Raw genomic sequence first — 23,764 nt, 5'->3', positions numbered from 1 at the left:
AACAATTTTTGGAGTCAGATATTCGTGCTTAAGGGTTTGTCTACGCTCCGAAACCATAAGGTCTTTTTACAATTTATTAAAAATAATATCCAATACTCATAGTAATTGGAAAAGCAAGTATTAAAAAAATATTTAAAAACGATAATATGATATTTCTATTTTTTATAGAAAAAAGCATTCCAATTATTCCCAAAATCGGGCAAATAAATATAGTTGCAAGTCCTAATGGCCTTAGTCCGTTTCCTAAAACAAATTCCAAGCTATCAACTGGCAAAAATATTGCAACAACCCATATTACAATTCCCAAAATAAAAATTGGTACTTCAACTTGTCTTTTCATATTTCCTCCTAAATTAAATCGCGAAAACTTGTAAGCATTATAGCGCCAAAACCAAGTATGGTTAAAAATCTAAAAACAAATTCACTTTTTTTAAGTTTTTCTTTTTTTATAAAAGTTTTATAAGTCAATCCAAATAAGATCATTGCAGAAAATATAGCGTTTGGTCCGCTGGTATTTAAATTTTTCGCCCATGATATTATCATGACAAGAATATAAGAAAGACTTGCTCCTATAATTTGAAAATTTCTTGTCCTATCTTCCATATTTCTCCTTATTATTTTTCAAACTCAAATACTTACTCTCTCTTTTAATTTTTTACCCCAATAAAAAATATTAAATCCAATTTTATAATATAAATTTTAAAAAATAATTATATTATTTTCTTTAATAAATTACACAAAGCAACTAAATATCTTATTTTTGCAATAAAAAAGGAGCTTGTGCTCCTTTTCAATTTTTTCTATTTTTTTCTGGCAAATATTTCCAGTATTTTTTGGGCATATTTTCTATCATTAGTTTTTTATTTTTTCTTTCTTTTATGGCTATGGCATCGTAGAATCCTATCCATAGATTTTGAAAAAATTCTTCCTTCTTACTTTCTTTTATATCAAGATTTAATATTTCTACCACTTCAAAATTTCCATAAATTGATACAAAAGCTTTGTTTCTATTTTTGTCGTATATTACAAATTTTTCCTTTGGCATTCTTTGTAAAAAATGTCTGGACAAATCTTCTAAAATATCGTTGTGGGATTCATATTTGGCAAACAAAAATCCTTCTTGGATTTCCTTAAATCTCAAAAGCCCCTTAAAGGCATGGGCTTCCCTTCCGTAATTTTTTACCATTTTATTAAAGGCTATGGCGTATTTGTTGGTTGATTTTGTAATTTTTTCTCCCTTTAAAAAAGAAAGTTTTATTAATCTTGCAATTATCGTGTCCTTATTTTTATAATCTGATTTAAAGGCTATTTTTATATCATAATAAAATTCTTTGGAAATATTTTTCTTTATGGAATCTTCAACTCTTTTTGCTTTTTCAAAATTTGTTTTTATATATTTTTGGTCAAGAAAAGAAATTTGGTCTTTTTCACTTTCTATTTTTACTTTAAAATTTTCCTTGTATGATGTAAAAATTACCGTCAAGAATCCTTCAAAAGTTCCGTCATAAACTATAATTTTCATATTTCACCCAAAAAATGATAATTGCTCAAAAGATTTTGGATCAGAAAGGCTCATCCTCTCTTTTAAATCTTTTTGGTCTTTGACTTTTAAACCTTGATACTTGCCATTTACAGTTATAAAATTTCTGGCTTTTTTTACAGAAATATTTAAGGCTTTCAAATGCCAATATTCAAGTTTTCTGTATTTTCTTGCATTTACAATTTTTCTTGCAGAAGTTATTCCAATTCCTGGAATTTTAATTAAATCATAAAAGCTCGCCTTGTTGATTTCCATCGGAAACTTCGAAATATTATTTATCGCCCAATCTGTTTTGGGATCTATTCTTAAATCAAAATTTTTATTTTTCTCATTTAATAAATCAGAAGATTTAAAACCATAAAACCTCAAAAGCCAATCAGCTTGATAGAGTCTATGTTCTCTCAAAAGTGGAGCTTTTTTTATATCTTTTGTAAATTCACTTTTTACAACTGGAACAAAAGCTGAATAAAAAACCCTTTTTAATGAATAATCGTCATACAAATTTTCCGCCCTACTTACAATGTCAAAATCACTTTCCTCATCTGCTCCTATAATCATTTGGGTTGTTTGTCCTGCCGGAAGAAATTTTGGAGTATGCTTGTATAATTTAATCTCATTTTTCCTTTGGACAATTTTTTTATTGGCAAAATCCATAGAAGATTCGATTGCCTTTATAGATTTTTGAGGAGCTAGAATTTTTAGAGATTTTTCTAGAGGAAGTTCCACATTCACACTCATCCTATCAACCAAAAGTCCCATTTTTTTAACCAAATCAGAATCAGCGCCCGGTATTGATTTCATGTGAATATAGCCATTGTAATGATATTCATTTCTCAAAATATCAGCGGTTTTAATCAAAAGCTCCATTGTATAATTTGGATTTTTTATAACTCCAGATGATAAAAATAAACCCTCAATATAATTTCTCTTGTAAAAATTAATAGTCAAATCAGCAACTTCTCTTGGAGAAAATTCCGCTCTCTTTGTGACATTTGATGACCTATTAATACAATATTCACAATCGTAAATGCACTTATTAGTAAATAAAATTTTTAAAAGAGAAATACATCTGCCATCCTCACTCCACGAATGACAAATCCCAGCAAGATGCCCATTGCCCAATCCTTTTGAAGAATTTTTTCTACTAGAACCCGATGAAGAACAAGACACATCATACTTGGCAGCATCCGTCAAAATTTTCAATTTTTCTAAAGTATCCATAGCCTACTCCTTTTAGACTCTTAATGTCTTATTATTATATAAGATTTTTTTAAAACTTTCAAGAAAATATCTTCAATAAGCTATTTGACACAAAATATTTTTTAACCTATTATAAAGATAAAGCAAAAAAGAAAGGAATATATTATGAAAACAAATCTATTAATAATAATAATTTTACTTGCAAGCTTGGTTGTAAACATCCTACTTTTAACAAAATACAAATTTGGCGACAAAAGAGATGCCGAAATTTTTAATTACACATCAATCCACACCCTTATAGCCTTTACAATCTACCTAGTTCTAGAAATATTTTTTTCATTGATAAGTAAAAAATCAAGTCCAGATTCCTTTACAAATCTTTTTATAATTTCCTTTTTGTTCTTGGTAAACCAATTAATGTATAGGAAAAAAATCAAATAATTTAAAATGAAATAAAAGATTAAAAATAAACACAAAAAAAATCGACTTTAAAATTTCTTTACAATTTAAAGTCGATTTATTTTATATGTCCACTAGCACAGGATTCTGTTTTTGGTTCAATCACTCTTATGTCCTTTCTTTTTTCATATTTCTATATTTATATATTAAATATCTTAGCACATTGACAGTTTTTGTATATTTTTTTATTTTATGGGAAAACTTCCTCCTAACAAAATCTTTATCTATTCAATTGTTAGCTTGCTTTTTTTCTATTTATCCTATAAACAAATCTTTTAGAAAAATGTCAGATGGCTCTACTTTAACAATTAATTTCCACCACTTTTTCCACGAAAACCTATATTATTTTCTTTTTTTAAATAAAGCTTCACTATTATAAAGTTTTATAATATAAGAATTCAGATTCTAAATCCATTTAAATTTTTATAGTATAAATACATTTATAGCTTTAAATCTCATATATCACTATAAACTTAAGCATTTTTATTATCCATGCTAGTGGACTATCAGAAGATTTTATCTTCTGTTATTATAATATTACCCAGTGAAATCGATTCTAAACATTTTTTTGAAAAATTTTTTAATTTTTTTATTTTTTATTTTAAAGCTTATAAATTATAAAAATTTCTACAGCTTGACAGTCAAAATAATTTTTGCTCTTATTAACTAAATTTACCAAAATAAAGAAAAAACTAGGATGAAATCATCCTAGTTTTGATTTTAATTTAATTATTTTCTTTTTGATTTGAAAAGAGCTGTTGAAGCTGCTACAAGTGTTGCAACTACGCCTGTAAGTCCAGCTACACCTGTTTGTACGTTGTTAGCCTTATTAGCTTTTCTTTCCGTTTTGTTTTCTGAAACTGCTTTTTTATTATCCTTTTTGCCTGCTTTTTTGTCATCTTTTTTGTCAGCTGGTTTTTGAGCTTCTTCACCAATTATTTCGCCTGTTTCTGGGCTAACTTTTACTAATTTTTCAGGATTTCCTACAACTTTTTTAGCTACAGTTCCTTCAACTGGTTCCATTGTTGTGTGAACATAATATTTGCCATCTCTAGCTTCTGGGTTTGAACCTGGGAATGCTTTGATAGCATCTTCATATGATTTAAATTCATATGTTGCTTTTGGAGCTTCTTGTGTATAGATTACATATTTTCCATTTTCAAACATTGGTTTGATATCTTGGAAAGCATCAAATGCTTCTGCTTGTGTATTAAATGTGTATTTTAATAATGGAGCTTGAGCTGTATATACATAGTATTTTCCGTTTTTAGCTTCAACTTTTAAGTTAGGGAATACTTCTGCAGCTTTTTGAGCTGAATCAAATTGGTATCCTACTAATGGAGCTTTGTCAGAATAAACTACATATTTTCCATTTTCATACATTGGTTTTGAATCTGGGTATGCAGCTATAGCTTCTTGAACAGTTTTGAATGAATGTTTTACATTTTCATAAGCTGTTTTTGGAGCTTCTTTTTTAACTTTTGTTGAACCAAATGGATCTTCTGCTTCGTTTAATTTAACATCATTATCTCTTTTTTGGAATGGTGCTTCTGCATCATTGAATCCATTAGTTTTTTCTTTTCCTGCAAATGGTGCTTCTGCACTTGTGTAGTCAGGTGTTTTGATTTCTCCTTCTTTTCCAAATGGTGCTTCTGCATTTGTTAAAGGACCTTTGTCTGTTTTTTGTTCTTTAGCTGGTGCTCCTTCATTATCTTTTGGCATTTTTTCAGTTACTGCTGGTTGTTGTCCTTTTCCATCTCCATTATCGATACCAAAATCAACTATTTTAGGACCTTCAGCATTTGCTTGTGAACCAAAAACTAATCCTGCTGCTAGTGCTAATGCTAGTACATTTTTCTTTTTCATATTTTTTTCTCCTTATTTTAGTAATTTTATTCTGTCTCCATTATATATATATATAATGTCAAATAAATATTTTCATTTAATTCAAAATATTGTATTACTTTATCTAAAAAAATATTTTTAATTAATTAAGTTTTTTAAAAAATAAATTTATTTAGATTATTTCTTACAAAAGAGAAAAGATTTTGCTTATTTATGATAAAGAAATAAAGAATAAAAACTATTTTTGGTAACGTTTGTCTATTTTATTTAATTGATTTATAATATGAATTGGAGGTACACTATGAAAATGTTTAATAAATTATGTGTTTCAATATTGAGCGCAGTATTTTTATTTACTGCATTAGCCTTACCTGCAAAAGCTTGTACAGGCGTTATAGTTGGTAGCGATTTGACTGAAGATGGTACTACAATTTTTGGTCGTACAGAGGATTTGGAAATAAATCACAACAAGGTTTATAAAATCAATGAAGCTGGCAAATACAAAAAAGGAGAAAAACTTGTAGATGTTTCTTACGCAGAAAAAGGTGGATATGAATTTGAACTTCCACACGATTCTTACCGTTTTACTTCTATAAGTGATACTACTCCTGAATATGGTAAGTTTGATGAGGCTGGCTACAACGAAAAAGGTCTTATGGCTGATATGACTGTTTCTGCATCTGCAAGCGAAGATGTTCAAAAGGTTGATCCATATCTTGATGGAGAAGAAGAAGGAAAGCCAATTGGAATTAGTGAGGCAATAATTACAACAGTTGTATTATCAAGTGCTGACAATGCACTAGATGCTGTAAAATTAATAGCTAATGAAGTTGCTACAAAAGGAGCTGCTGAAGGAAATGCTCTTGTAGTTGCTGACAAAACAGATACTTGGTATGTAGAAATTTATTCAGGCCATGAATTTGTTGCAATGAAATATCCAAAAGATAAATTCTCAGTTTTCCCAAATACTTTCTGGCTAAATGAAGCAAAACTTACAAAAGGCGAAGAAAGTGACAATTATATAATGAGCGAAGACGAAAATTATCTTTATTCTAAAGGAATTTTTGAAACAGCTAAGAAAGCAAAAACTTTTGAAGGAAATGAAGATGATAGAATTATAAATTTGGCAAAATCTTATGCAGAAAAGGAATTCTCTCCATCAAACCGTTCAAGAGTTGCATCAGGAATCAAATTCTTAAATCCTGATTCTAAAATTGATATGGAAACTGAAACTTATGAATTCCTACAAGATGCAAAAAAAGGTTCTATTTCTGTTAAAAATGTAATGGACTTTACAAGAAACAGACTAGAAAATTTTGATTTAGAAGCAAATGACAGAGGAAGAGATGAAACTTATCCAATAGGAAATAGAAATACTATGGAATCACACATCTTCCAAGTTTCAAAAGACGCAGAGGCAACAAATCCTGGAATAATGTGGCTAACACTTGGTTCCCCACTAGTTCAACCATACGTTGCATACTATCCAAACCAAGAAGATGCAATTGATGAAGTTAAAAACGAAACAAATGATCCACAAAAAGATAAGTCACATTATTGGATGGCAATGGATACCCTACACATGGTAGAGGCAAACAGAGATGACTTTATGAAAGACATCACTCCAGAAATTGACAAATTTGAAAAAGAACAAATAGCAAATACAAAAGTTTCAGGAGAAAAAGATCCAACAGAAAAAAATAAAGAAGAAGCTAAAAAAGCATTCGATTTATTAAAAGGATTCAACAAAGACTTAGAAGACAAATACAAAGATTATTTAAAGAAAAACGAATACGAATATACTTTCTACGGAAGAAGAGCTACTGAAAACTTCACAGATACAACAATGGAAGTTAAAAAAGATACAAGCGATAAAGCTTTGAATCTTCAAGTTACACCAGACGAAGACGAAAAAGGTGGAAAAATCGAAATAGTAGACTCTTACGGAGAACCTGTAGAAAAATTAAATAATCCAGTAAAAATCTCAGTTCCTAAAAAAGCCTTTGAAAAAGAAGTTGCATTCGGCTCAAAAGATGACAAAATTGATGTAAAAGAAGAAGATGACAAATACGTATTCGAAACAGACAAATCATCAGTAGAATACAAAACAGAAGGCAAAGAAGAAGAACCAAGCCAATCAAACGATGCATCATCAAAAGAAACATCAGCACAATCATCAAGCAATGAACAAGAAACAAATAAAACAGAAAACAAATCAAACAAAACATTAATAATCATTGCAGTTGCTGTAGTAGCAGCCGTTGTAGCTATATTTTCAAGAAAAAAGAAAAACTAGAAAATAAAATAAACTAAAAGCAAAAAATCGTATTGGGTTTTCCAATACGATTTTTTTGTAAGAAAAATTTTAAAATTTAAGTTTAGAAATTAAATAATAACTTACCTATCTTAACTAAATAAGCATAGCAAATGCGTGGATAGATCTCATTATTTAAGTAAATTCGAATAAATATCGAAAAAAATCCAAGCCTACTTGTCTTGAGTAATTTACCTATTATATATTTTATTTTATTATTTAGCAAATTAAAAAATCTCCCTGTGGGGAGATTTTTCATATAATTTTTAGATTAGGTCTAAGGCTTGATTTAAGTCTTCTATTATTTCATCTGCATCTTCTAGACCTACTGATAATCTGATTAAGCCTGGTGCTATTCCTGCTTCTTTTAGGGCTTCTTCTGAGTAGGTTGAGTGGGTCATTGTTGCTGGATGTTCGATTAATGTTTCTGCATCGCCTAAGCTTACTGCTAATGAACATAATTTTACGTTATTCATGACTGTTCTTCCTGCGTCGATTCCGCCTTTTACTTCGAATGTTACCATTGCTCCGTAGTCTTTCATTTGTTTTTTGGCTACTTCGTGGTTTTTGAAATCTTCTAGGCCTGGATAGTATACTTTTTCTACGTTTTTGTGTTTTTGTAATGCTTCTACAACCTTTTTGGTGTTTGCTACGTGTTGTTTCATTCTTACTTCTAGGGTTTTCATTCCTCTAAAGATTAAAAATGCATCGTGAGCTGATAAAACTGAGCCTGTGAAGTCTTTTTGACCTACGAGTCTTACTTGAGTCATTAATTCTTTTGATCCGCATGAGAATCCTGCTATTACGTCGCCGTGTCCGTTTAGGTATTTGGTTGCTGAATGTACTACTATATCTACGCCTAATTTTAATGGATTTTGTAGGTATGGTGTTGCAAATGTATTGTCTGCGATTACTAATGTATCTTTTGAGTTTGCTTTTGCAAGTTTTACTACTTCTTCTATATCTATTACATCTAGGGTTGGGTTTGCTGGTGTTTCTAGATATACTATTCTTGTGTTTTCTTTTAAATGTTTTTTAACTTCTTCTAGGTCTGTCATATCTATGAATTCTACGTCTACGTTAAATTTTGTTATTTCATTTAAAAATGCAAATGTACATCCGTAGAGTGTGCCGCATGCTAGGATATGATCTCCTGCTTTTATGAATGGCCAGATTGATGATGTGATTGCTCCCATTCCTGATGATGTTGATACTGCTGCTTCTGCTCCTTCAAGTGTTGCTAGTTTTTTTTCTAGGGCATCATTGGTTGGATTTCCTAGTCTTGAATAGATAAATCCTTCTTCTTCTAGGGCAAATCTTCTTCCACCTTGTTCTGCGTTTTCAAATATAAAGGTTGATGTTTGATATATTGGTAGTCCTAATGAACCGTATGTATCTTTTATTGCGCCTGCGTGTATTGTTTCTGTTGCAAATGATCTTTTTTTGTTTTCTGTCATTTTCTAATCCTTTCATTTCCATTGTTTCATTTTTACCAAATATTTAATATAATATATCCAAAGAGACTAAGGAGATATTATGAATTTAAACAAAATTATTTACGCTATAGAAGTTTCTAAAACAGGTTCTATTTCAAAGGCTGCAAAAAACCTCTACACATCCCAGCCTGCCATTTCCATGGCTATAAATGATCTTGAAAAAGAACTGGGTTTTAAAATTTTTGAGAGAAATCAAAGTGGAACTCAAACAACCGCCAAGGGACTTGAGTATCTCATAAAATGCCAAGATTTAATCAGCAAATATAAGGAAATCCAAAGACAATATGCTCCAGATAATAAGGATATTTCTGAGCTTAGAGTCTCAAGTCAGCACTTTAATTTTGCCGTTTCAGCTTTTATGAAATTAATTGACAAGTACAAGGATAATTCTTTCAAATTTTATTTAAAAGAAACCACATCTCTTGATGCCATTAACCACGTTGAAAACGATTATTCTGATCTTGCCTTTATTTACATAAATGAACCTTATAGGCAAGCTATTTTTAATTTATTTAAAGAAAAATCTTTATCTTATGTTACAATTGCCAAGGTCATTCCTCATGTTTTCATTAATAAAGACCATCCATTAGCGAATGAAAATTTGATTAAGATAGATGATCTTTATAATTATCCTATGATAATTTATGAGCAAAATGACACTGAGATTTTGCCGGAAGAATTTGTAAACTTACCTGATCACAAACAGGTTATCTATACCCAAGATAGGGGCACGACTTTGGGGCTTATTTCCAACACAAATTCTTTTAATGTTGGAACAGGTTGCCTTCATCCAAATAGTGGATTTCCTAATATCAAAACTGTTAAGCTTGAAAATCCAGAAAATTTATCTATGGATATAGGTTATGTTTACAAATCTTCCAAAAATCTTTCAAAGCTTTGTAAGGAATATTTATCCCTAACTAAGCGTGAGCTTGTTCATTGTCTTCCAAATTTTTAACATGACCTGCAACTTTTGATTCAGCCATATCATATTCAAAATTCCATTTATCTTTTGCAGCTGTAAATGGTACATAGATAGAAACTATGGAAACAACTCCCAAGATAAATTGATACCAGAAATATGGCATAATTTGGAATGGTGCTACAGCACCTTTTGTAAAGCTTGCAGCTATTAATACTTGAGCAGCATAAGGTACTATTCCTTGGAATACGCAAGAGAATGTATCAAGAAGTGATGCAGATCTTCTAGGGTCGATCTTATATTCTTTACACATTTTCTTTGCAATTGGACCTGAAATAATAATTGCAACAGTATTGTTTGCTACAGCAATATCAGCAAGAGAAACTAGAGCAGCTATACCAAGCTCGCCAGATTTTTCTCCCTTTGCAAATTTTTTGATTTTTGAAATAATCCAATTAATACCGCCCTCTTTGGTAACCATATTAGAAAGACCACCAATTAGCATTGAAAGTAAGAATATTTCAAACATTCCAGTAAATCCTTCCCACATAGTTTGAGAAAGAGCGAGTAAGTTAAATCCGTTGTTCATAAGAAGAACAATACCAGATAAAACAATACCACCAGTTAAAACTAAAAATACATTAACGCCCATAAGAGCAACTACCAATACGAAGATATAAGGAATAATCTTAATAATATCGTAAGATAAATCTTTTTGAGCTGGTTGAGTTTCAGGCGCACCTAAAATTAATAGCAAAATAAAAGTAATTATTCCAGCAGGAAGAGCCATTTTAATGTTCATCCTAAACTTATCTTTCATTTCACAGTTTTGAGTTCTAGTTGCAGCTATAGTTGTATCAGAAATAACAGATAAGTTATCTCCAAACATTGAGCCACCAACCAAAGCACCAAGCATCAAAGCAATATTGATACCACCGGAAGTAGCAAGACCAATTGCAATAGGTCCTAAAGCTGTAATTGTTCCAACAGAAGTACCAGTAGCTATAGAAATAAAACAAGCTATTAAAAATACACCTGCAGTTAAGAATTTAGCAGGAACAACAGAAAGTCCCAAGCCAACTACAGAGTCAACTCCACCAGAGGCAGAAGCCAAAGCAGAGAAAGCGCCAGCCAATATGTAAATCAAACACATAATTATAATGTTTGAGTCGCCACAACCTTCAACTAAATTGTCAAATTTTTCATCAATACTTCCACCAAATAATAAAAATGCACTAATAATACCAACAAGAGCTGCAATAGGTGCAGGCAATTGATAAAATGCCATTTCTACTCCTCTTAAATGAAGTACGATACCTGTGGCAAGATAAATAACGATAAAAACCAAAAATGGAATTAACGCCTTTCCTGAAATTTTTTCATTTTCTTTCACAATATTCACCCCTTTTTTAAAAATGATTACGTTTTCACTATTATAATACATTAGATTAAAATCGTTGTAAAATACATATAAGTTATGGTGCATATAAGAAAAACTTATAAAAGCTTTTTCACATTTTTATTGATAAAGATTCTCATTCGTATTATAATAAAAAAAAAGATTATATGCTTGTTAATCTTTATTTGTAATTTTTTATTTATAAGGGGTAATTATGATTAAAATTTCAAATTTACATAAGTTTTATGGAAAAAATTCTAACAAGATAGAAGTTTTAAAGGGAATTGATTTAACTTTTGACGAAGGAAAAATAATTTGTATTTTAGGTCCTTCTGGTTCTGGAAAATCTACCTTGTTGAATATTATTGGTGGAATTGAAACAATTGACATAGGAAATGTTAATATTTTAGGTAAAAATCTAGGTGAATTAAATAAAAAAGATTTGGAAATTTTTAGGCGTAATAATTTGGGCTTTGTTTTTCAATTTTATAATTTAATTAGTGATTTAAATGTTATAGAAAATATTGAGCTTGGTAAATTTTTGTCTGATAATCCTCTTGATATTGATGATTTGATTGATAATCTTGGTTTATCTGACCAAAAATATAAATTCCCAAACGAAATTTCTGGAGGTCAAGCGCAAAGAACTTCTATTGCAAGGGCTATGGTAAAAAGTCCTAGAATTTTAATTTGTGATGAGCCAACTGGTGCTCTTGATTATGAAAGCGCTAAGGATGTTTTGAATTTAATTGAAAATTTAAATAAAATTTATAAATCTACGATTTTAATTGCAACTCACAATACTAATATAAGTAAAATGTGTGATATTATTTTAAATTTACATGATGGTAAAATAAAAAATCTTTTTGTAAATTCAAATAAAATATCTGCTAAGGAGGTTTCTTGGTAATGAAAAATCCTCTTAATAAAAGAATTTATAGGCAAATAAAATCTAATCCTTTTAAATTTTTTTCTATTTTTTTAACTTTAACCATTTTAATTATTTTTTCATCATCATTTTTTACTGCCCAACAGTCTATTAAACATTTGTATTACAAGCAAATTGATGATGGAAAAGTTGAGGATGGAGAATTTGTTTGTATTGATAAACTATCTAATAAAACAATCAAAGCCTTGGAAGATCTTTCTTTGAATGTTTATGAAAATTTTTATTTTGAAGAAAACTATCATGATGATAGGACTTTAAGAGTTTTTAAAAATAGAAATCGTATCAATATTAGTCAAATTTTTGATGGAAGATTGGCAAATAATGACAATGAAATTGCTATTTCTGCTAATTATGCAAGGGCAAATAAAATAAATATAGGAGATTTTTTGAAAATTAAAAATAAAAAATATCTCGTAACAGGCCTTGTTTCTTTGCCTGACTATTCTACTCTTCTTAAAAATAGGGAAGATATTGTTATGGATACAGGATACTTTGGTGTTTGTCTTTTGTCTTCTAAAACTTTTGATAAGATAAAGGATAAAAAAATTGTTTATAATTATTCTTATCATGATAAATTTTCTAAAAATAGTAAAGTTGCAAATAAAAGGCTTAAAAATGTTGGAAAAATTATCAATAAAAATAATCTAATGATTGATGGTGTTACAAGATATGATAATAAATGCATAACTTATATTATGGATGATATGGATGGGGATGTGCCTACTATGATTTCGGCTAGTATTTTATTATTTATTTCTCTAGCCTTTATTAGTGCTGTGCAAATAAAAAATTTAATCGAAAATGAATCTCCAATAATTGGTTGTCTTTTAGCTTCTGGTTACAAAAAAAAGGAATTATTAAAAAATTATATGGCTATGCCTTTGTTTTTGGCAATTTTGGCATCTATTTGTGGAAATTTTATAGCCTTTACTTATTTTTATAAAAAATATGCTGATGTGTATTATCTTTCTTTTGAACTACCAAAATTTGAGCTAAATACAAACCATCTTACCTTTGCATTTACGACTATTTTGCCTATTTTTATATATTTGGTAATTAATTTTTTTGTTGTATATTTTTCTTTAAATCACAATCCTATTGACTTTTTGAGAAAAAATTTATATAAGAAAAATAAAATATCAAAACTTAAATTGAAAAATTTTTCTTTTATGCAAAAGGCAAAACTAAGATTGATATTAGACAACAAACTAAATTTTCTAGCCCTACTATTTGGAATTTTCTTAGCAAATTTGCTTTTGGTTTTCTCTCTTTGCCTTGAACCTTCTTTTGAAAATTATGCAAAAAAAATGAAAGATGAGATGAAATATGACCATATTTACTTTGTAAAGACAAAGGATGAAAAAATAAAATCGGATATGGCTAGCATTGTAAATGTAAATTTGGTAAATTTTGATGACAAAAAAATTCAATTTTATGGAGTTGATAAAAATAGCAAGTACGATAATAAAAATTTAAATGAGCTTAAAAAAGATGAAGTTGTTATATCATACGGTCTTGCACAAAGATTTAATCTAGGTAAAAAAGATACAATAAAAGTCTTAAACTCTTATAATAATAAAACTAATACCTTAAAGATAAAAAAAATTGACGATAAGATAAAAACTTTGCAAATTTTAACAAATAGACAAAACTTAAATAAATTAATAGGAAAGGATTCTTCATATTTTAATAGTTACTTATCAGATAAAAAGTTAGATATTTCAAAAGAAAATTTAATTACAGAGATAAACAAAAAGGATATGACAAAATTTATGGACCATTTTTTTGACCACTTTAAATTTGTTTTTAAAATCGTCCTTATTGTTTCGCTCGTCTTTTATTTTATAATAACGAGCGTTATTTCAACAACTATTATTGATAAATCAAAAGAAAATATAAGCTACCTTAAAATATTTGGATTTAAAGATAAAGAAGTTGTAAAAATTTACATCAATACCATACTCTTTTTACTTGTAATTTTTGAGCTTATACTAATGCCACTACTGAATATAATACTAAAATTTTTAATAAAAATTTCTATGGAAAAACTCGATATTTTTGTGGATATATCTATCCCAAATAAAATATTTGCCTTTGCATTTTTCTTGAGTTTACTTACTTTTATAATTACACAAATTATTGAAAGCTATAAAATTTCAAAATTAGACATGGTAAAAGAGCTTAAAAATATCAATGGATAAATAAAATTTATACCTTGGTATCTGATGCTTTTGCTTATTTTTTAACATCTCCTTTTATATTTGCTAATTTATTATGTCAATTTCTACAATAAAAATTAAAAAATCAAATTTTGGGTATATCAATATATATGAGATGAAAATATATATAAAAAAGGAGCTAATAATGAAAATAAAAAATGTAACCGTAGCTGGTGGTGGCGTTTTGGGTGCTCAAATTGCATACGTCACAGCTTTTCATGGATTTAATGTAACGATTTGGGGAAGAAGTGAAGGTTCTATTGAAAGAATTAAGCCAAGAATTGAAAATTTACACAATATTTTTTCTAAGGAACTTATGGCTTGTCCTTCATATATTGGAGCTGAAAATCCAAATTATCCTAGGTCTTTTTTCAAGGATAAAAACGAAATTACTAATGAAAAAATAGAAGAATTAAAAAATGTAAATGAAAAAATTTTCAAAGAAATAAAATACACTACCGACTTGAATGAGGCATTTTCTGATGCTGATCTTGTTATTGAGGCAATTGCAGAAATTGTTGATGAAAAGAAAGATTTTTATGAAAAAATTTCTTCTTATTTAAAGGAAGATGCAATTATTGCAACAAATTCTTCAACTTTCTTGCCTTCAACATTTAGAGAATATACAGGAAGAGAAGATAAATTTTTAAGTCTTCACTTTGCAAACTCAATTTGGAGACAAAATCTTGCTGAGGTAATGAAGCACGACAAAACAAGTGATGAAGCTTTTGAAAGTGTTATCGAATTTGCAAAAAATATAGGAATGTATCCAGCTGTAATTAAAAAAGAGCAAGCAGGATATATTTTGAATTCTTTGCTTGTTCCATTTATTAATGCTGGTCTAAATCTTTATGGAAATGATGTTGCTGATCCAAAAGATATAGATATGGATTGGAAAATCGGAACAGGCTCTCCAAGAGGACCTTTCGAAATAATTGATATAGTTGGTATTACAACTGTAATAAATATTTCAAAAACAAATCCTCAAGCAAATGATCCAAATTCTCCAATTGCAAAAGCTATTAAAAAATTGGAGGAAAGAGCTGCCAAAGGCTTAAAGGGTATTGAAACTGGGAAAGGATTTTATAAATATAAATAAAAATATAAGGCGATAAATTATTTTTATCGCCTCAGACTGTTGACAAAGTAGGTGCAAATGCACCTACTTTTTAAACTTCTAAAGGAATGTGTTTAAATTCATTTACATCAAACAATCCTTTGTCTGTCATCTTTATATCCGGTATAACCGGTAGAGCCATAAATCCAAGAGTCATAAATGGATCTATTCCATCTCCTACTCCAAGCTCTTTTGCTTTTTCTAATAATTTCTTGATCTCTTCATGTACTTCTGTCATTGATTTACTACTCATAATGCCTGCTATATCAAGTCTTAAAGACCCTTCTAATTTTCCATTTGAAGATATTGCCATTCCACCACTCATCTCATCTATTTTCTTTATTACGTTTAGCATATCTTCATCATTGTCCCCAATAACAACTAAATTATGGCTATCGTGTGCTATTGTAGTTCCAACAGCGGCATTTTTTATATCATATCCCTTTATCAATCCTATTGCTATTGCAGAATTTCCGGTGTGTCTTTCAATTACCACTATTTTTCTTATTCCGTAATCTGAGTATTCGAAGTAACCATCTTTTACATCTACATCACAGATAATTTTCTTAGTTAAAAGTGATTCTTTTTCCATTTCAATTACATGGACTCTGTTTGAATTCAATCTAAGTTTTAAATCTTCTAATTTAAAATCTCTTATATTCATTTTTGAAAGTACCTTTGGAGAAAGTTTTTGTGGAAAATCTACTATTACTTTTCCATCTTCTGCTACTTTCTTGCCTCCAATGAAAACTGCTTTTGCGTTTATGTTATTCAAATCATCGAATAAAAAGAAATCTGCAACATACCCCGGTGCAATTGCCCCTGAATTTTCCATTTTGTAACACTGAGCCGGATTTAAAGTTGCCATTTTAATTGCATCTAAAGGTTCCATCCCCAATTTAATTGCTTTTCTCACATTGTTATCTACATTTCCATCTTTTAACAAGTCTTGCGGATGTCTATCATCTGTACAGAAGAAACAACGACTTATGTTATCTTTTGTAACTCCTTTTATCAGTGCTTCTAAATTTTTAGCAGCTGTACCTTCTCTTAATTGAATGTACATTCCTCGGCGAATCTTTTCTTTCATTTCATCTACAGCTGAACACTCATGGTCTGTTGAAATACCAGCTAGTACATAATCGTCCAACGCCTTTCCTGATAAAAGTGGGGCGTGTCCATCTACTACCTTATTGCTATTTTTAGCCAAGTCAATTTTTTCCAAGATGTCTTCTGATCGATTTACTGTTCCAACAAAATCCATCATTTCTCCTAACCCCAAAACTCTCGGATCATTTATCATCTCTTTATAATCGCAAGCTTTTAAAATAGCTCCACTTGTTTCAAATGGTGTACATGGAACGCATGATGGCAACATTACATATACATGTGCCGGTAGATCTTTTGTTTCATCTATTATGTATTCAAGCCCATCAAGCCCACACACATTTGCTATCTCATGTGGATCTGCTATTATAGTTGAAACTCCTCTTGCAACTAAACATTTTAAAAATTCAGCTGGAGATACCATAGAAGACTCTATGTGCACGTGTCCGTCAGTCATAGTTGGTGATAGGTAGGATCCTTTTGCATCTACAATCTCATCTGCATCTTCATAATCTCCAATGCCAATAATTTTTCCATTCTTCACTGCTACATTTCCCTTGTAAATTTCATTTTGAAACACATCTATTACTTTGACATCTTTTATTATCAAATCCGCTTTCATATCACTCTTTAACATTTCTCTCTCCTTATAAAAATAACATTTTAACTAAAGACAAAATTCCCATAGCACACATTGGTAAAGATATTTGTTTAAATTTACCAGTTATAATATTTAATACTACATAAGATAAAATTCCTATCATAATACCATCCGCAATACTGTAAGTAAGAGGAATTATGATAAAGGTTAAAAATGCAGGTATAGCTTCTGTTATATTATCAAAATCTATAGCTTTTACTGCACTTGTCATTGACAATCCAACTGTTACGAGAACCGGAGTTATAGCAGCACTTGGTACTATTAAAAATAGTGGGCTAAAAAATAATGCGAGTACAAACATTAATGCACTTGTCACTGCCATAAGTCCTGTTCGCCCTCCCTCTTCTATGTCGGCTGAAGTTTCTAATGTTGTTCCCACAACACTTGTTCCTAAACACCCAGCTACAATTGTTCCTAAAGAATCTACTAGAAAAGATTTATTCATATCTTTTGCTTCATTATTTTCATCTGTTAATCCCGCTTTTATTGAAAGGCCTGTTACAGTCCCTATATTGTTAAAAATAGACATGAAAATGAAAACGAATACACATACAGCCATGTCTGTAGTAAAAATTTAATGAACAGTTAAACAGAAACAATCAGCCCAGATATTATAACATTCATTAAAAATTTAATAATATTAGAAAACCCAGGAGATTTTTCCTGGGTTGTCTTCATTCTGAGGCGATAAATTATTTTTATCGCCTTTTAAATTTTTATAAGCCCAGCTAATCCAAATAAATAATTTACAAATTATTTCTCAAAATCTTCCCTCAAAATACCATAAACACACGAATCAACAATCCCCTGATTATTATAATCAGCCTTTCTTAACCTACCCTCATAAACAAGACCACATTTTTCCATAACCTTGCCAGAATATGGATTATTAGGATCATGAGAAGATTCGATCCTATCAAAACCAAGAGAAAATAAAAAAGAAATTATAGAAGAAAAAGCCTCAGAGGTATATCCCATATTCCAAAATTTTTTCCCAATACAATAACCAATATGACAAGAATTAACACTTTTATCAATAGAAATCACACTAATAGTTCCAATCGGTTCAGCTAATTCTTTAAGTTCAATAATCCATTGAAAAAAATCATCATTTTTATAAGAATCAACCCAGTTTCTTATAATTTTCTCACTTTCAAGAACATTTTTATGAGCTTTCCATCTTAAAAACTTAGTAACTTCCTCATCATACATCCAATTCTTATAAGCTAAAGAGGCATCAGAAATCTTAGCCTTTCTTAAAATTAACCTATTAGTAAAAATTTTTTTAGTTAAATTCATAAAATTTATCCTCATTATTAAATGTTTTTACATATATATTAACATACTAGATTTTCAAAAGTAAACTAAAACTTTAAATAAATTAAAATACAAAAAATGAGCTGTTGAAACAACCCATTTTTTATTGATTTTTTAAATTTCTTTTATTATTTTTAGCTTATATGTTACTATTGTTTCATCTTTTTCTCTTTGCATTTTTAAATTATATTTTTCTCCACACAAAAGTTTTATCCTATTATTTACATTTTCCATGCCTATTCCTCCAAGTTTTGTTGGAATATTTTCTTTTTTTTCTTTTGGACCTAGTCCGTTATCTATTATTTTTATTATTAAATATTCTGGATTTTTTTCTACTATAATTTTAATGTAAGACTTGGATTTTTTTTCTCTTATTCCGTGATAAATTGCATTTTCTATTATTGGTTGGAGTATTAATTTTGGAACGTATAGACTGCTTGTTTGTATTTTTTTTATAAATTCGTAGGTAAATTTATTGTCATATCTTATTTTTTGTATATCTAGATAATTTTTTGCATGCCCTATTTCCTTATCAAGTTTTACGAAATCTTCGTCAATGTTTAGGCTGTTTCTTAGAAGCATCCCTAAATTTTTGGTTTCTTTTATTGTTTTTTCTTTTTCGCAAAATTCTACAAGCCACAAAATTGTATCCAAGGTATTGTATAAAAAATGTGGATTTATTTGGCTTTGGAGAGCTTTGACTTGGTAGGTTCTTTTTTGTTCTTCTTTTTTTTCTATATCTTCTGTTAGAACAAAAATCCTATCTATTAGGTTGTTGTATTCTTTTGTTAAGATTTGTATTTCGCTTGATGCTTGAGGGAGAGATTTTATTTTATATAATTTTTTGTCGGTTTTTTTGATTTCTCCAATCAAATAAATTATTGGTTTGCTTATTTTTTTGATACAAAAATCGACACTAACAAAGTCAAAACAAAAACGATTAGGGCAAGAATTAGGGAGCTTTCTATTAATTGTTTTTTTAAATTAGAAATTGCGTTTGAAAAGGAAATTCCTACTAGCTTCCATTGGGTATTTGGAATAAAAACATTTGATGAAACAAAGTCCATTTTTTCTGGTTTCATCCTCTTTTTTAAAAGTTTTTCGTAATCTTTTTTGCCAAAATCTTCCATATTTTTTGATTTAAAAAGGAGTTCTTCTTCTGAGGACAAAATAAAAACATAGCCATCTTTGCCAAAATTTATTGTCGAAAGAAAATCTTCCAAAAATTTATAGGAAAGATTTATAACCACAAAGCCCAATCTTTTATTATTTTTATCTTTAATTTCTTTGGAAATACTTATTATATTTTTTGATGAATCACTAGATATTTTTGAAAAATCAGCCTTGCTTGCGAATGCCATATTATTTGAATTTATAAGTTTTTTATACCAAGAAATATTTTTCATATCCTTATTTGTTTCTAAATTTACTTTTTCATTTGAAATAATATTTCCATTTTCAGAAACTAGGAAAATTTTTTTTATAAATTCATCGCTTTTTTCGCTAACTTTTATTATGTCTTTCAAATTTTTAAAATCCGTCTTATCATCCATTATATTTTGACTTTCGGCTGACATAGCCAAAAGAGAGGCAAGGTTTTTATTTTTTTCTAGATAGCTTGCCACATAAATACTTGCATTTTTAACTTCTTGGCTTGTTTCTTCTTTTTCATATGTCATAAGCTTTGAAGAACTTTGCTTGTACCAAGAAAAAAGCATTAGAGATATTATAAGAATAGAAATTACAAAAAAGCAAGCACTTATTTTGAATTCTATTTTTTTGAAAATCTTTTTCATTTATTTTTTCCTAATTTGTTTTGGACTTTTGCCAAAATATTTTTTAAATTTATTAGAAAAATATGAAACATCATAGATACCAACAGCATCTGCTATCTCTTGATTTTTCATATCGCTTGTCAAAAGCAAAATCCTTGCCTTTTCCATTCTCAATTTATTGGATAAATCCTGGAAGGATAGACCGTAAATTTCTTTTATCAAACTGCTTAAATAATTATTATTGTAGCCGATGTCGCTTGCCATCTTATTTAAAGAAAAATCTTCACAAAATACATTTTTATCAATATATTTTTTTATATCTTCATAAGATTCTTTTGCCTTTAAATTCTCATCATTATACTCTTTCAAAGACTCATTTTTTCTGTTAATATTAAGCTTATTTACAGCAGTTTTTAACATATATTCTACATCTTTTTTGCTAACAGGTTTTAAAATATAATCGTCCACATTTGCCCTAATAGCAGCTTGGGCATAATCAAAATAATTGTAGCCTGTAAGAATTAACAAGTAAGAATCTGGATTTTTTTCCTTTATTTTTTTACTAGCACTAAGGCCATCAACTATAGGCATATTTATATCCATTATAACTATATCTATCTTGTTTTTTAAGGCCAAATCAACAGCCTCTTTCCCATTTTCCGCCTCAAAAACTTGATCAATTTCCAAACTCTCAAAATCTATTAAATTTTTTATGCCCTTTCTTATGATTGATTCATCATCTGCTATTAACAATTTATACATAATCCCCTACTTTACAAGATGTTTTAAATATCCATATCCCCTATCTTCCATATCTTTAAGTGGAATAAATTTAATCGAAGCTGAATTTATACAAAAACGAAGACCGCCAAGTTCTTTAGGGCCATCATTAAAAACATGTCCCAAATGAGAATCCCCAGACCTACTTCTCACTTCAGTTCTGTTCATATTATACGACTTATCTTCACGATATGTCACAACATCTTTGGCTATTGGCTTAGAAAAAGATGGCCAACCACAACCCGAATCAAATTTATCACTTGATGAAAACAAAGGCTCTCCTGTTGCTACATCAACATAAATACCTTTTTCCTTATTATCCCAATATTCATTAGAAAAAGAAGATTCAGTTTCATTTTTTTGAGTAACCCTATATTGAATATCCGTAAGTTTTCTCTTCAAATCATCATCCGAAGGTTTAGGATATTTAGCAGGATCAATCACAACTTCACCCGCCTTTGACAAGTCGATATGGCAATATCCATTTGGATTTTTCCTCAAATAATCTTGATGATAATCTTCAGCCACAATAAAATTTTTAAGTTTCATATTTTCAACCACAATTTTTTCGCTGTATTTTTTTGCCTGAAAATTCATAACCTTATCTATAACTTCCTTATCAGAATCATCCACATAATAAATCCCAGTCCTATATTGACTTCCCCTATCATTTCCTTGTTTATTAAGGCTAGTTGGATCAATTATTTTAAAATAATGATTAAGCAAGTCCTCAAGCTTTATTTTTTTACTATCATAAGTTACTTCCACAGTTTCCGCATAGCCACTTTTGCCACTACTTACCGTTTTATAAGTCGGGTTATTAACCTTTCCATTTGCATAACCACTTACAGCATCATAAACCCCATAAATTCTTTGCATATATTCCTCAACACCCCAAAAACAACCACCAGCTAGGTAGATTTTTTTAAGATCATCCTTAGAATAATTTTCCTTTTCCTTATCCATATTTTTTTGATTTTCCATTTCCTTTAAATTTTTCTTATTATTAGAGTCAATAATTTCATCAATTTTTTTGCCGATTTCCTCATTTGTGCTAGAAATATTTCCATTATCCTTAGACTTATTCTTAGACTTATTAGAACAAGCCACCAAAAAGATAGCACAAATCAAAAAAACAAAAATAAATTTACTTTTCATACAAAACTCCTATTTGATCTGTTTAAAAATTTCATTGATAGTATCCTTATCCAAAGCCCCTGGAGCAACCTTGACAAGCTTACCCTCAGAATCCAAAAATACATTTGTAGGAGTAGATTTAACATTAAATTTTTTAATAAAATCCCCACTCGTATCATACAAAGTATTAATATTTTTATATTCCAAACCATCAAACCATTTTATAAAATCCTTCTTAGATTTTTCCCCCATTTGGTCAGGAGCAACCACACTTACAACCTGATAATCCCCATTACCATTAGACAATTCATCCAATTCGCCAAGACTTGACAAACAAATAGGACACCAAGAAGCCCAAAACTTAATATAAGTTTTCTTTCCCTTAAAAGAATCCAAAGAAACCTTGTTTCCGTCCCTATCCTCAAGATTCAAAGAATTATCACTATCTTTATTTTCCTTACTATTACTTGAAATATTTTTATCCTTCATATCATTCATATTTTTATCCACCGATTTTTCACTAGAGCATGCACTAAGAGCAAAAGCTATAACTAAAAACGGAATTGCTAAAGATTTTTTCATATATCCTCCTAAATAAATAAATTATTAAAAAATGAAGTAAGATTAGGCAATTGATTAGTCATAAGAACAACGCCCATTACCATTATCAAAAATCCACCCAAACGTTTCATAAAAATAAGATGTTTTCTAAAAAAATCAAAATTTTTATTAAGAGTAGATGATAAAACAGCCATCAATAAAAACGGAACCATAAGGCCAAAAGAATAAACTAGCATCATAAAAGCCCCATAAAATTCCTTACCACTGCTTGCAGAAGTAAGAAGAACCGCTCCAAGAATTGGACCAACACAAGGTGTCCAACCCAAAGAAAAAGAAAGCCCCATAAGATAAGTCCCCAAAGCCTTAGTTTTCTTATTTTTAAAATTAACAGTCTTAGTAACATTCAATTTTTCAATATTAATAATTTCCATTTGATGAAGACCTAACAAAAATACAATAAGGCCACCAATAAAAATCACCCATCTATTATTAACAAATTTTCCAAAAAGACCTGCACCAAAACCCAAAATAACAAAACTAGTAGCAAGACCCAAAATAAAAGTCATAGTTTTAATAATAGCACCAATATTTATATAAATTTTTCCAAATTTAAAATTTTTATATTCTCCCCTTTGATCAGTAATGATACCAATATAAGCAGGCATCAAAGAAAAAGTACAAGGAGCAAAAAACGATAAAAAGCCAGCAATAAAAACCGAGCTTAAAAGTAATTGATTTTCAATCATAAATACCTCCTTTTTTTTATAATATAATTATAAAATCAAAGGAAAAATAATAGAATAGAAATATCTTATGTAAAATATAAAAATAATCAGATATTAAATAATAAAATAAAAATACAAGCAAAAAAAATTTAAAATCAAAAAAATTATATTTATAGACAACAAAAAAGACTAGCTTATGCTAGTCTTGATTGTTTGGCAACTTCCTAGTCTCCCGGGAGGT

At 29.2% G+C, this 23,764-nt stretch carries 22 protein-coding genes; 6 read left to right on the top strand and 16 right to left on the bottom strand.

Translation table 11 applies throughout. The features are described from left to right. Nucleotides 1-76: 76 nt before the first annotated feature. From HMPREF2852_RS01815 to HMPREF2852_RS01800, 4 genes are all read right to left on the bottom strand, one after another. On the bottom strand, nt 77-340 hold the full coding sequence (locus HMPREF2852_RS01815; protein ID WP_070605586.1) for a hypothetical protein: 264 nt from the start codon (nt 338-340) through the stop codon (nt 77-79). 8 nt (nt 341-348) lie between these two features. Further along, the gene (locus tag HMPREF2852_RS01810; protein ID WP_070605584.1) at nt 349-603 is read right to left on the bottom strand and encodes an ion transporter; all 255 of its coding nucleotides are present in this window, start codon (nt 601-603) and stop codon (nt 349-351) included. Nucleotides 604-790: 187 nt separating this feature from the next. Next, nucleotides 791-1,522, bottom strand: a complete 732-nt coding sequence (locus HMPREF2852_RS01805) for a TIGR03915 family putative DNA repair protein (RefSeq protein ID WP_070605582.1) — start codon at nt 1,520-1,522, stop codon at nt 791-793. Nucleotides 1,523-1,525: 3 nt separating this feature from the next. After that, the gene (locus tag HMPREF2852_RS01800; protein ID WP_070605581.1) at nt 1,526-2,761 is read right to left on the bottom strand and encodes a putative DNA modification/repair radical SAM protein; all 1,236 of its coding nucleotides are present in this window, start codon (nt 2,759-2,761) and stop codon (nt 1,526-1,528) included. 144 nt (nt 2,762-2,905) lie between these two features. Between HMPREF2852_RS01800 and HMPREF2852_RS01795 the strand changes: the two genes are divergently transcribed. Further along, nucleotides 2,906-3,181 (top strand): hypothetical protein, encoded by a 276-nt coding sequence (locus HMPREF2852_RS01795; protein WP_019119033.1) that lies wholly within the window; start codon nt 2,906-2,908, stop codon nt 3,179-3,181. 747 nt (nt 3,182-3,928) lie between these two features. Here the strand turns inward: HMPREF2852_RS01795 and HMPREF2852_RS01790 are convergent. Then, the gene (locus HMPREF2852_RS01790; RefSeq protein WP_070605578.1) at nt 3,929-5,065 is read right to left on the bottom strand and encodes a hypothetical protein; all 1,137 of its coding nucleotides are present in this window, start codon (nt 5,063-5,065) and stop codon (nt 3,929-3,931) included. Between the two features lie 280 nt (nt 5,066-5,345). Between HMPREF2852_RS01790 and HMPREF2852_RS01785 the strand changes: the two genes are divergently transcribed. Further along, nucleotides 5,346-7,340, top strand: a complete 1,995-nt coding sequence (locus tag HMPREF2852_RS01785) for a C69 family dipeptidase (RefSeq protein WP_070605576.1) — start codon at nt 5,346-5,348, stop codon at nt 7,338-7,340. Nucleotides 7,341-7,624: 284 nt separating this feature from the next. Here HMPREF2852_RS01785 and megL read toward each other — a convergent pair whose 3' ends face one another. Then, nucleotides 7,625-8,815: a methionine gamma-lyase gene (gene megL, locus HMPREF2852_RS01780; protein ID WP_070605573.1), complete on the bottom strand. Its 1,191-nt coding sequence runs from the start codon at nt 8,813-8,815 to the stop codon at nt 7,625-7,627. Between the two features lie 79 nt (nt 8,816-8,894). Between megL and HMPREF2852_RS01775 the strand changes: the two genes are divergently transcribed. Further along, the gene (locus tag HMPREF2852_RS01775) at nt 8,895-9,812 is read left to right on the top strand and encodes a LysR family transcriptional regulator (RefSeq protein WP_004839646.1); all 918 of its coding nucleotides are present in this window, start codon (nt 8,895-8,897) and stop codon (nt 9,810-9,812) included. Here HMPREF2852_RS01775 and HMPREF2852_RS01770 read toward each other — a convergent pair. Then, on the bottom strand, nt 9,775-11,169 hold the full coding sequence (locus HMPREF2852_RS01770; RefSeq protein WP_070605571.1) for a Na+/H+ antiporter NhaC family protein: 1,395 nt from the start codon (nt 11,167-11,169) through the stop codon (nt 9,775-9,777). The genes HMPREF2852_RS01775 and HMPREF2852_RS01770 overlap by 38 nt on opposite strands. A 220-nt stretch (nt 11,170-11,389) precedes the next feature. Here HMPREF2852_RS01770 and HMPREF2852_RS01765 point away from each other — a divergent pair, with 220 nt between their 5' ends. The 3 genes from HMPREF2852_RS01765 to HMPREF2852_RS01755 all read left to right on the top strand — a co-directional run bounded on the left by HMPREF2852_RS01765 (nt 11,390) and on the right by HMPREF2852_RS01755 (nt 15,442). Further along, nucleotides 11,390-12,085 carry an ABC transporter ATP-binding protein gene (locus tag HMPREF2852_RS01765; protein WP_070605569.1) on the top strand — a complete coding sequence of 232 codons (696 nt, stop codon included), beginning with the start codon at nt 11,390-11,392 and terminating at the stop codon, nt 12,083-12,085. Beyond that, nucleotides 12,085-14,325, top strand: a complete 2,241-nt coding sequence (locus HMPREF2852_RS01760) for an ABC transporter permease (RefSeq protein WP_070605567.1) — start codon at nt 12,085-12,087, stop codon at nt 14,323-14,325. Before HMPREF2852_RS01765 ends, HMPREF2852_RS01760 begins: the two co-directional genes overlap by 1 nt. 163 nt (nt 14,326-14,488) lie before the next feature. Continuing rightward, entirely contained in the window at nt 14,489-15,442 is a 954-nt protein-coding gene (locus HMPREF2852_RS01755) for a 3-hydroxyacyl-CoA dehydrogenase (RefSeq protein WP_070605566.1), read from the top strand. Between the two features lie 70 nt (nt 15,443-15,512). Here the strand turns inward: HMPREF2852_RS01755 and ade are convergent, their stop codons facing one another. The 9 genes from ade to HMPREF2852_RS01715 all read right to left on the bottom strand — a co-directional run bounded on the left by ade (nt 15,513) and on the right by HMPREF2852_RS01715 (nt 23,544). After that, entirely contained in the window at nt 15,513-17,204 is a 1,692-nt protein-coding gene (gene ade / locus HMPREF2852_RS01750; protein ID WP_070605564.1) for an adenine deaminase, read from the bottom strand. 10 nt (nt 17,205-17,214) lie between these two features. Next, complete coding sequence (locus tag HMPREF2852_RS01745; RefSeq protein WP_222563197.1) at nt 17,215-17,787, bottom strand: NCS2 family permease; 573 nt, start codon at nt 17,785-17,787, stop codon at nt 17,215-17,217. A gap of 194 nt (nt 17,788-17,981) precedes the next feature. Continuing rightward, nucleotides 17,982-18,527, bottom strand: a complete 546-nt coding sequence (locus tag HMPREF2852_RS01740) for a GNAT family N-acetyltransferase (protein WP_070605562.1) — start codon at nt 18,525-18,527, stop codon at nt 17,982-17,984. 132 nt (nt 18,528-18,659) lie between these two features. Further along, nucleotides 18,660-19,418: a sensor histidine kinase gene (locus HMPREF2852_RS09955; protein WP_261667875.1), complete on the bottom strand. Its 759-nt coding sequence runs from the start codon at nt 19,416-19,418 to the stop codon at nt 18,660-18,662. 17 nt (nt 19,419-19,435) lie between these two features. Next, nucleotides 19,436-20,341, bottom strand: coding sequence for a cache domain-containing protein (locus HMPREF2852_RS09950; RefSeq protein ID WP_261667873.1), 906 nt, complete (start codon nt 20,339-20,341; stop codon nt 19,436-19,438). Further along, nucleotides 20,342-21,082 (bottom strand): response regulator transcription factor, encoded by a 741-nt coding sequence (locus tag HMPREF2852_RS01730; protein ID WP_070605560.1) that lies wholly within the window; start codon nt 21,080-21,082, stop codon nt 20,342-20,344. Nucleotides 21,083-21,088: 6 nt separating this feature from the next. Further along, nucleotides 21,089-22,258, bottom strand: a complete 1,170-nt coding sequence (gene msrB, locus HMPREF2852_RS01725; RefSeq protein WP_070605558.1) for a peptide-methionine (R)-S-oxide reductase MsrB — start codon at nt 22,256-22,258, stop codon at nt 21,089-21,091. A 9-nt stretch (nt 22,259-22,267) separates the two neighbouring features. Then, nucleotides 22,268-22,819 (bottom strand): redoxin family protein, encoded by a 552-nt coding sequence (locus HMPREF2852_RS01720; protein ID WP_070605556.1) that lies wholly within the window; start codon nt 22,817-22,819, stop codon nt 22,268-22,270. Nucleotides 22,820-22,827: 8 nt separating this feature from the next. Further along, nucleotides 22,828-23,544: a cytochrome c biogenesis CcdA family protein gene (locus HMPREF2852_RS01715; RefSeq protein WP_070605555.1), complete on the bottom strand. Its 717-nt coding sequence runs from the start codon at nt 23,542-23,544 to the stop codon at nt 22,828-22,830. Nucleotides 23,545-23,764: the final 220 nt, after the last annotated feature.

The organism is Anaerococcus sp. HMSC065G05, from assembly GCF_001812365.1.
Taxonomy (GTDB): Bacteria; Bacillota; Clostridia; order Tissierellales; family Peptoniphilaceae; genus Anaerococcus; species Anaerococcus vaginalis.
The sequence above is the reverse complement of the archived record's forward strand: the minus strand, read 5'-3'. Positions and strand labels throughout refer to the sequence as shown.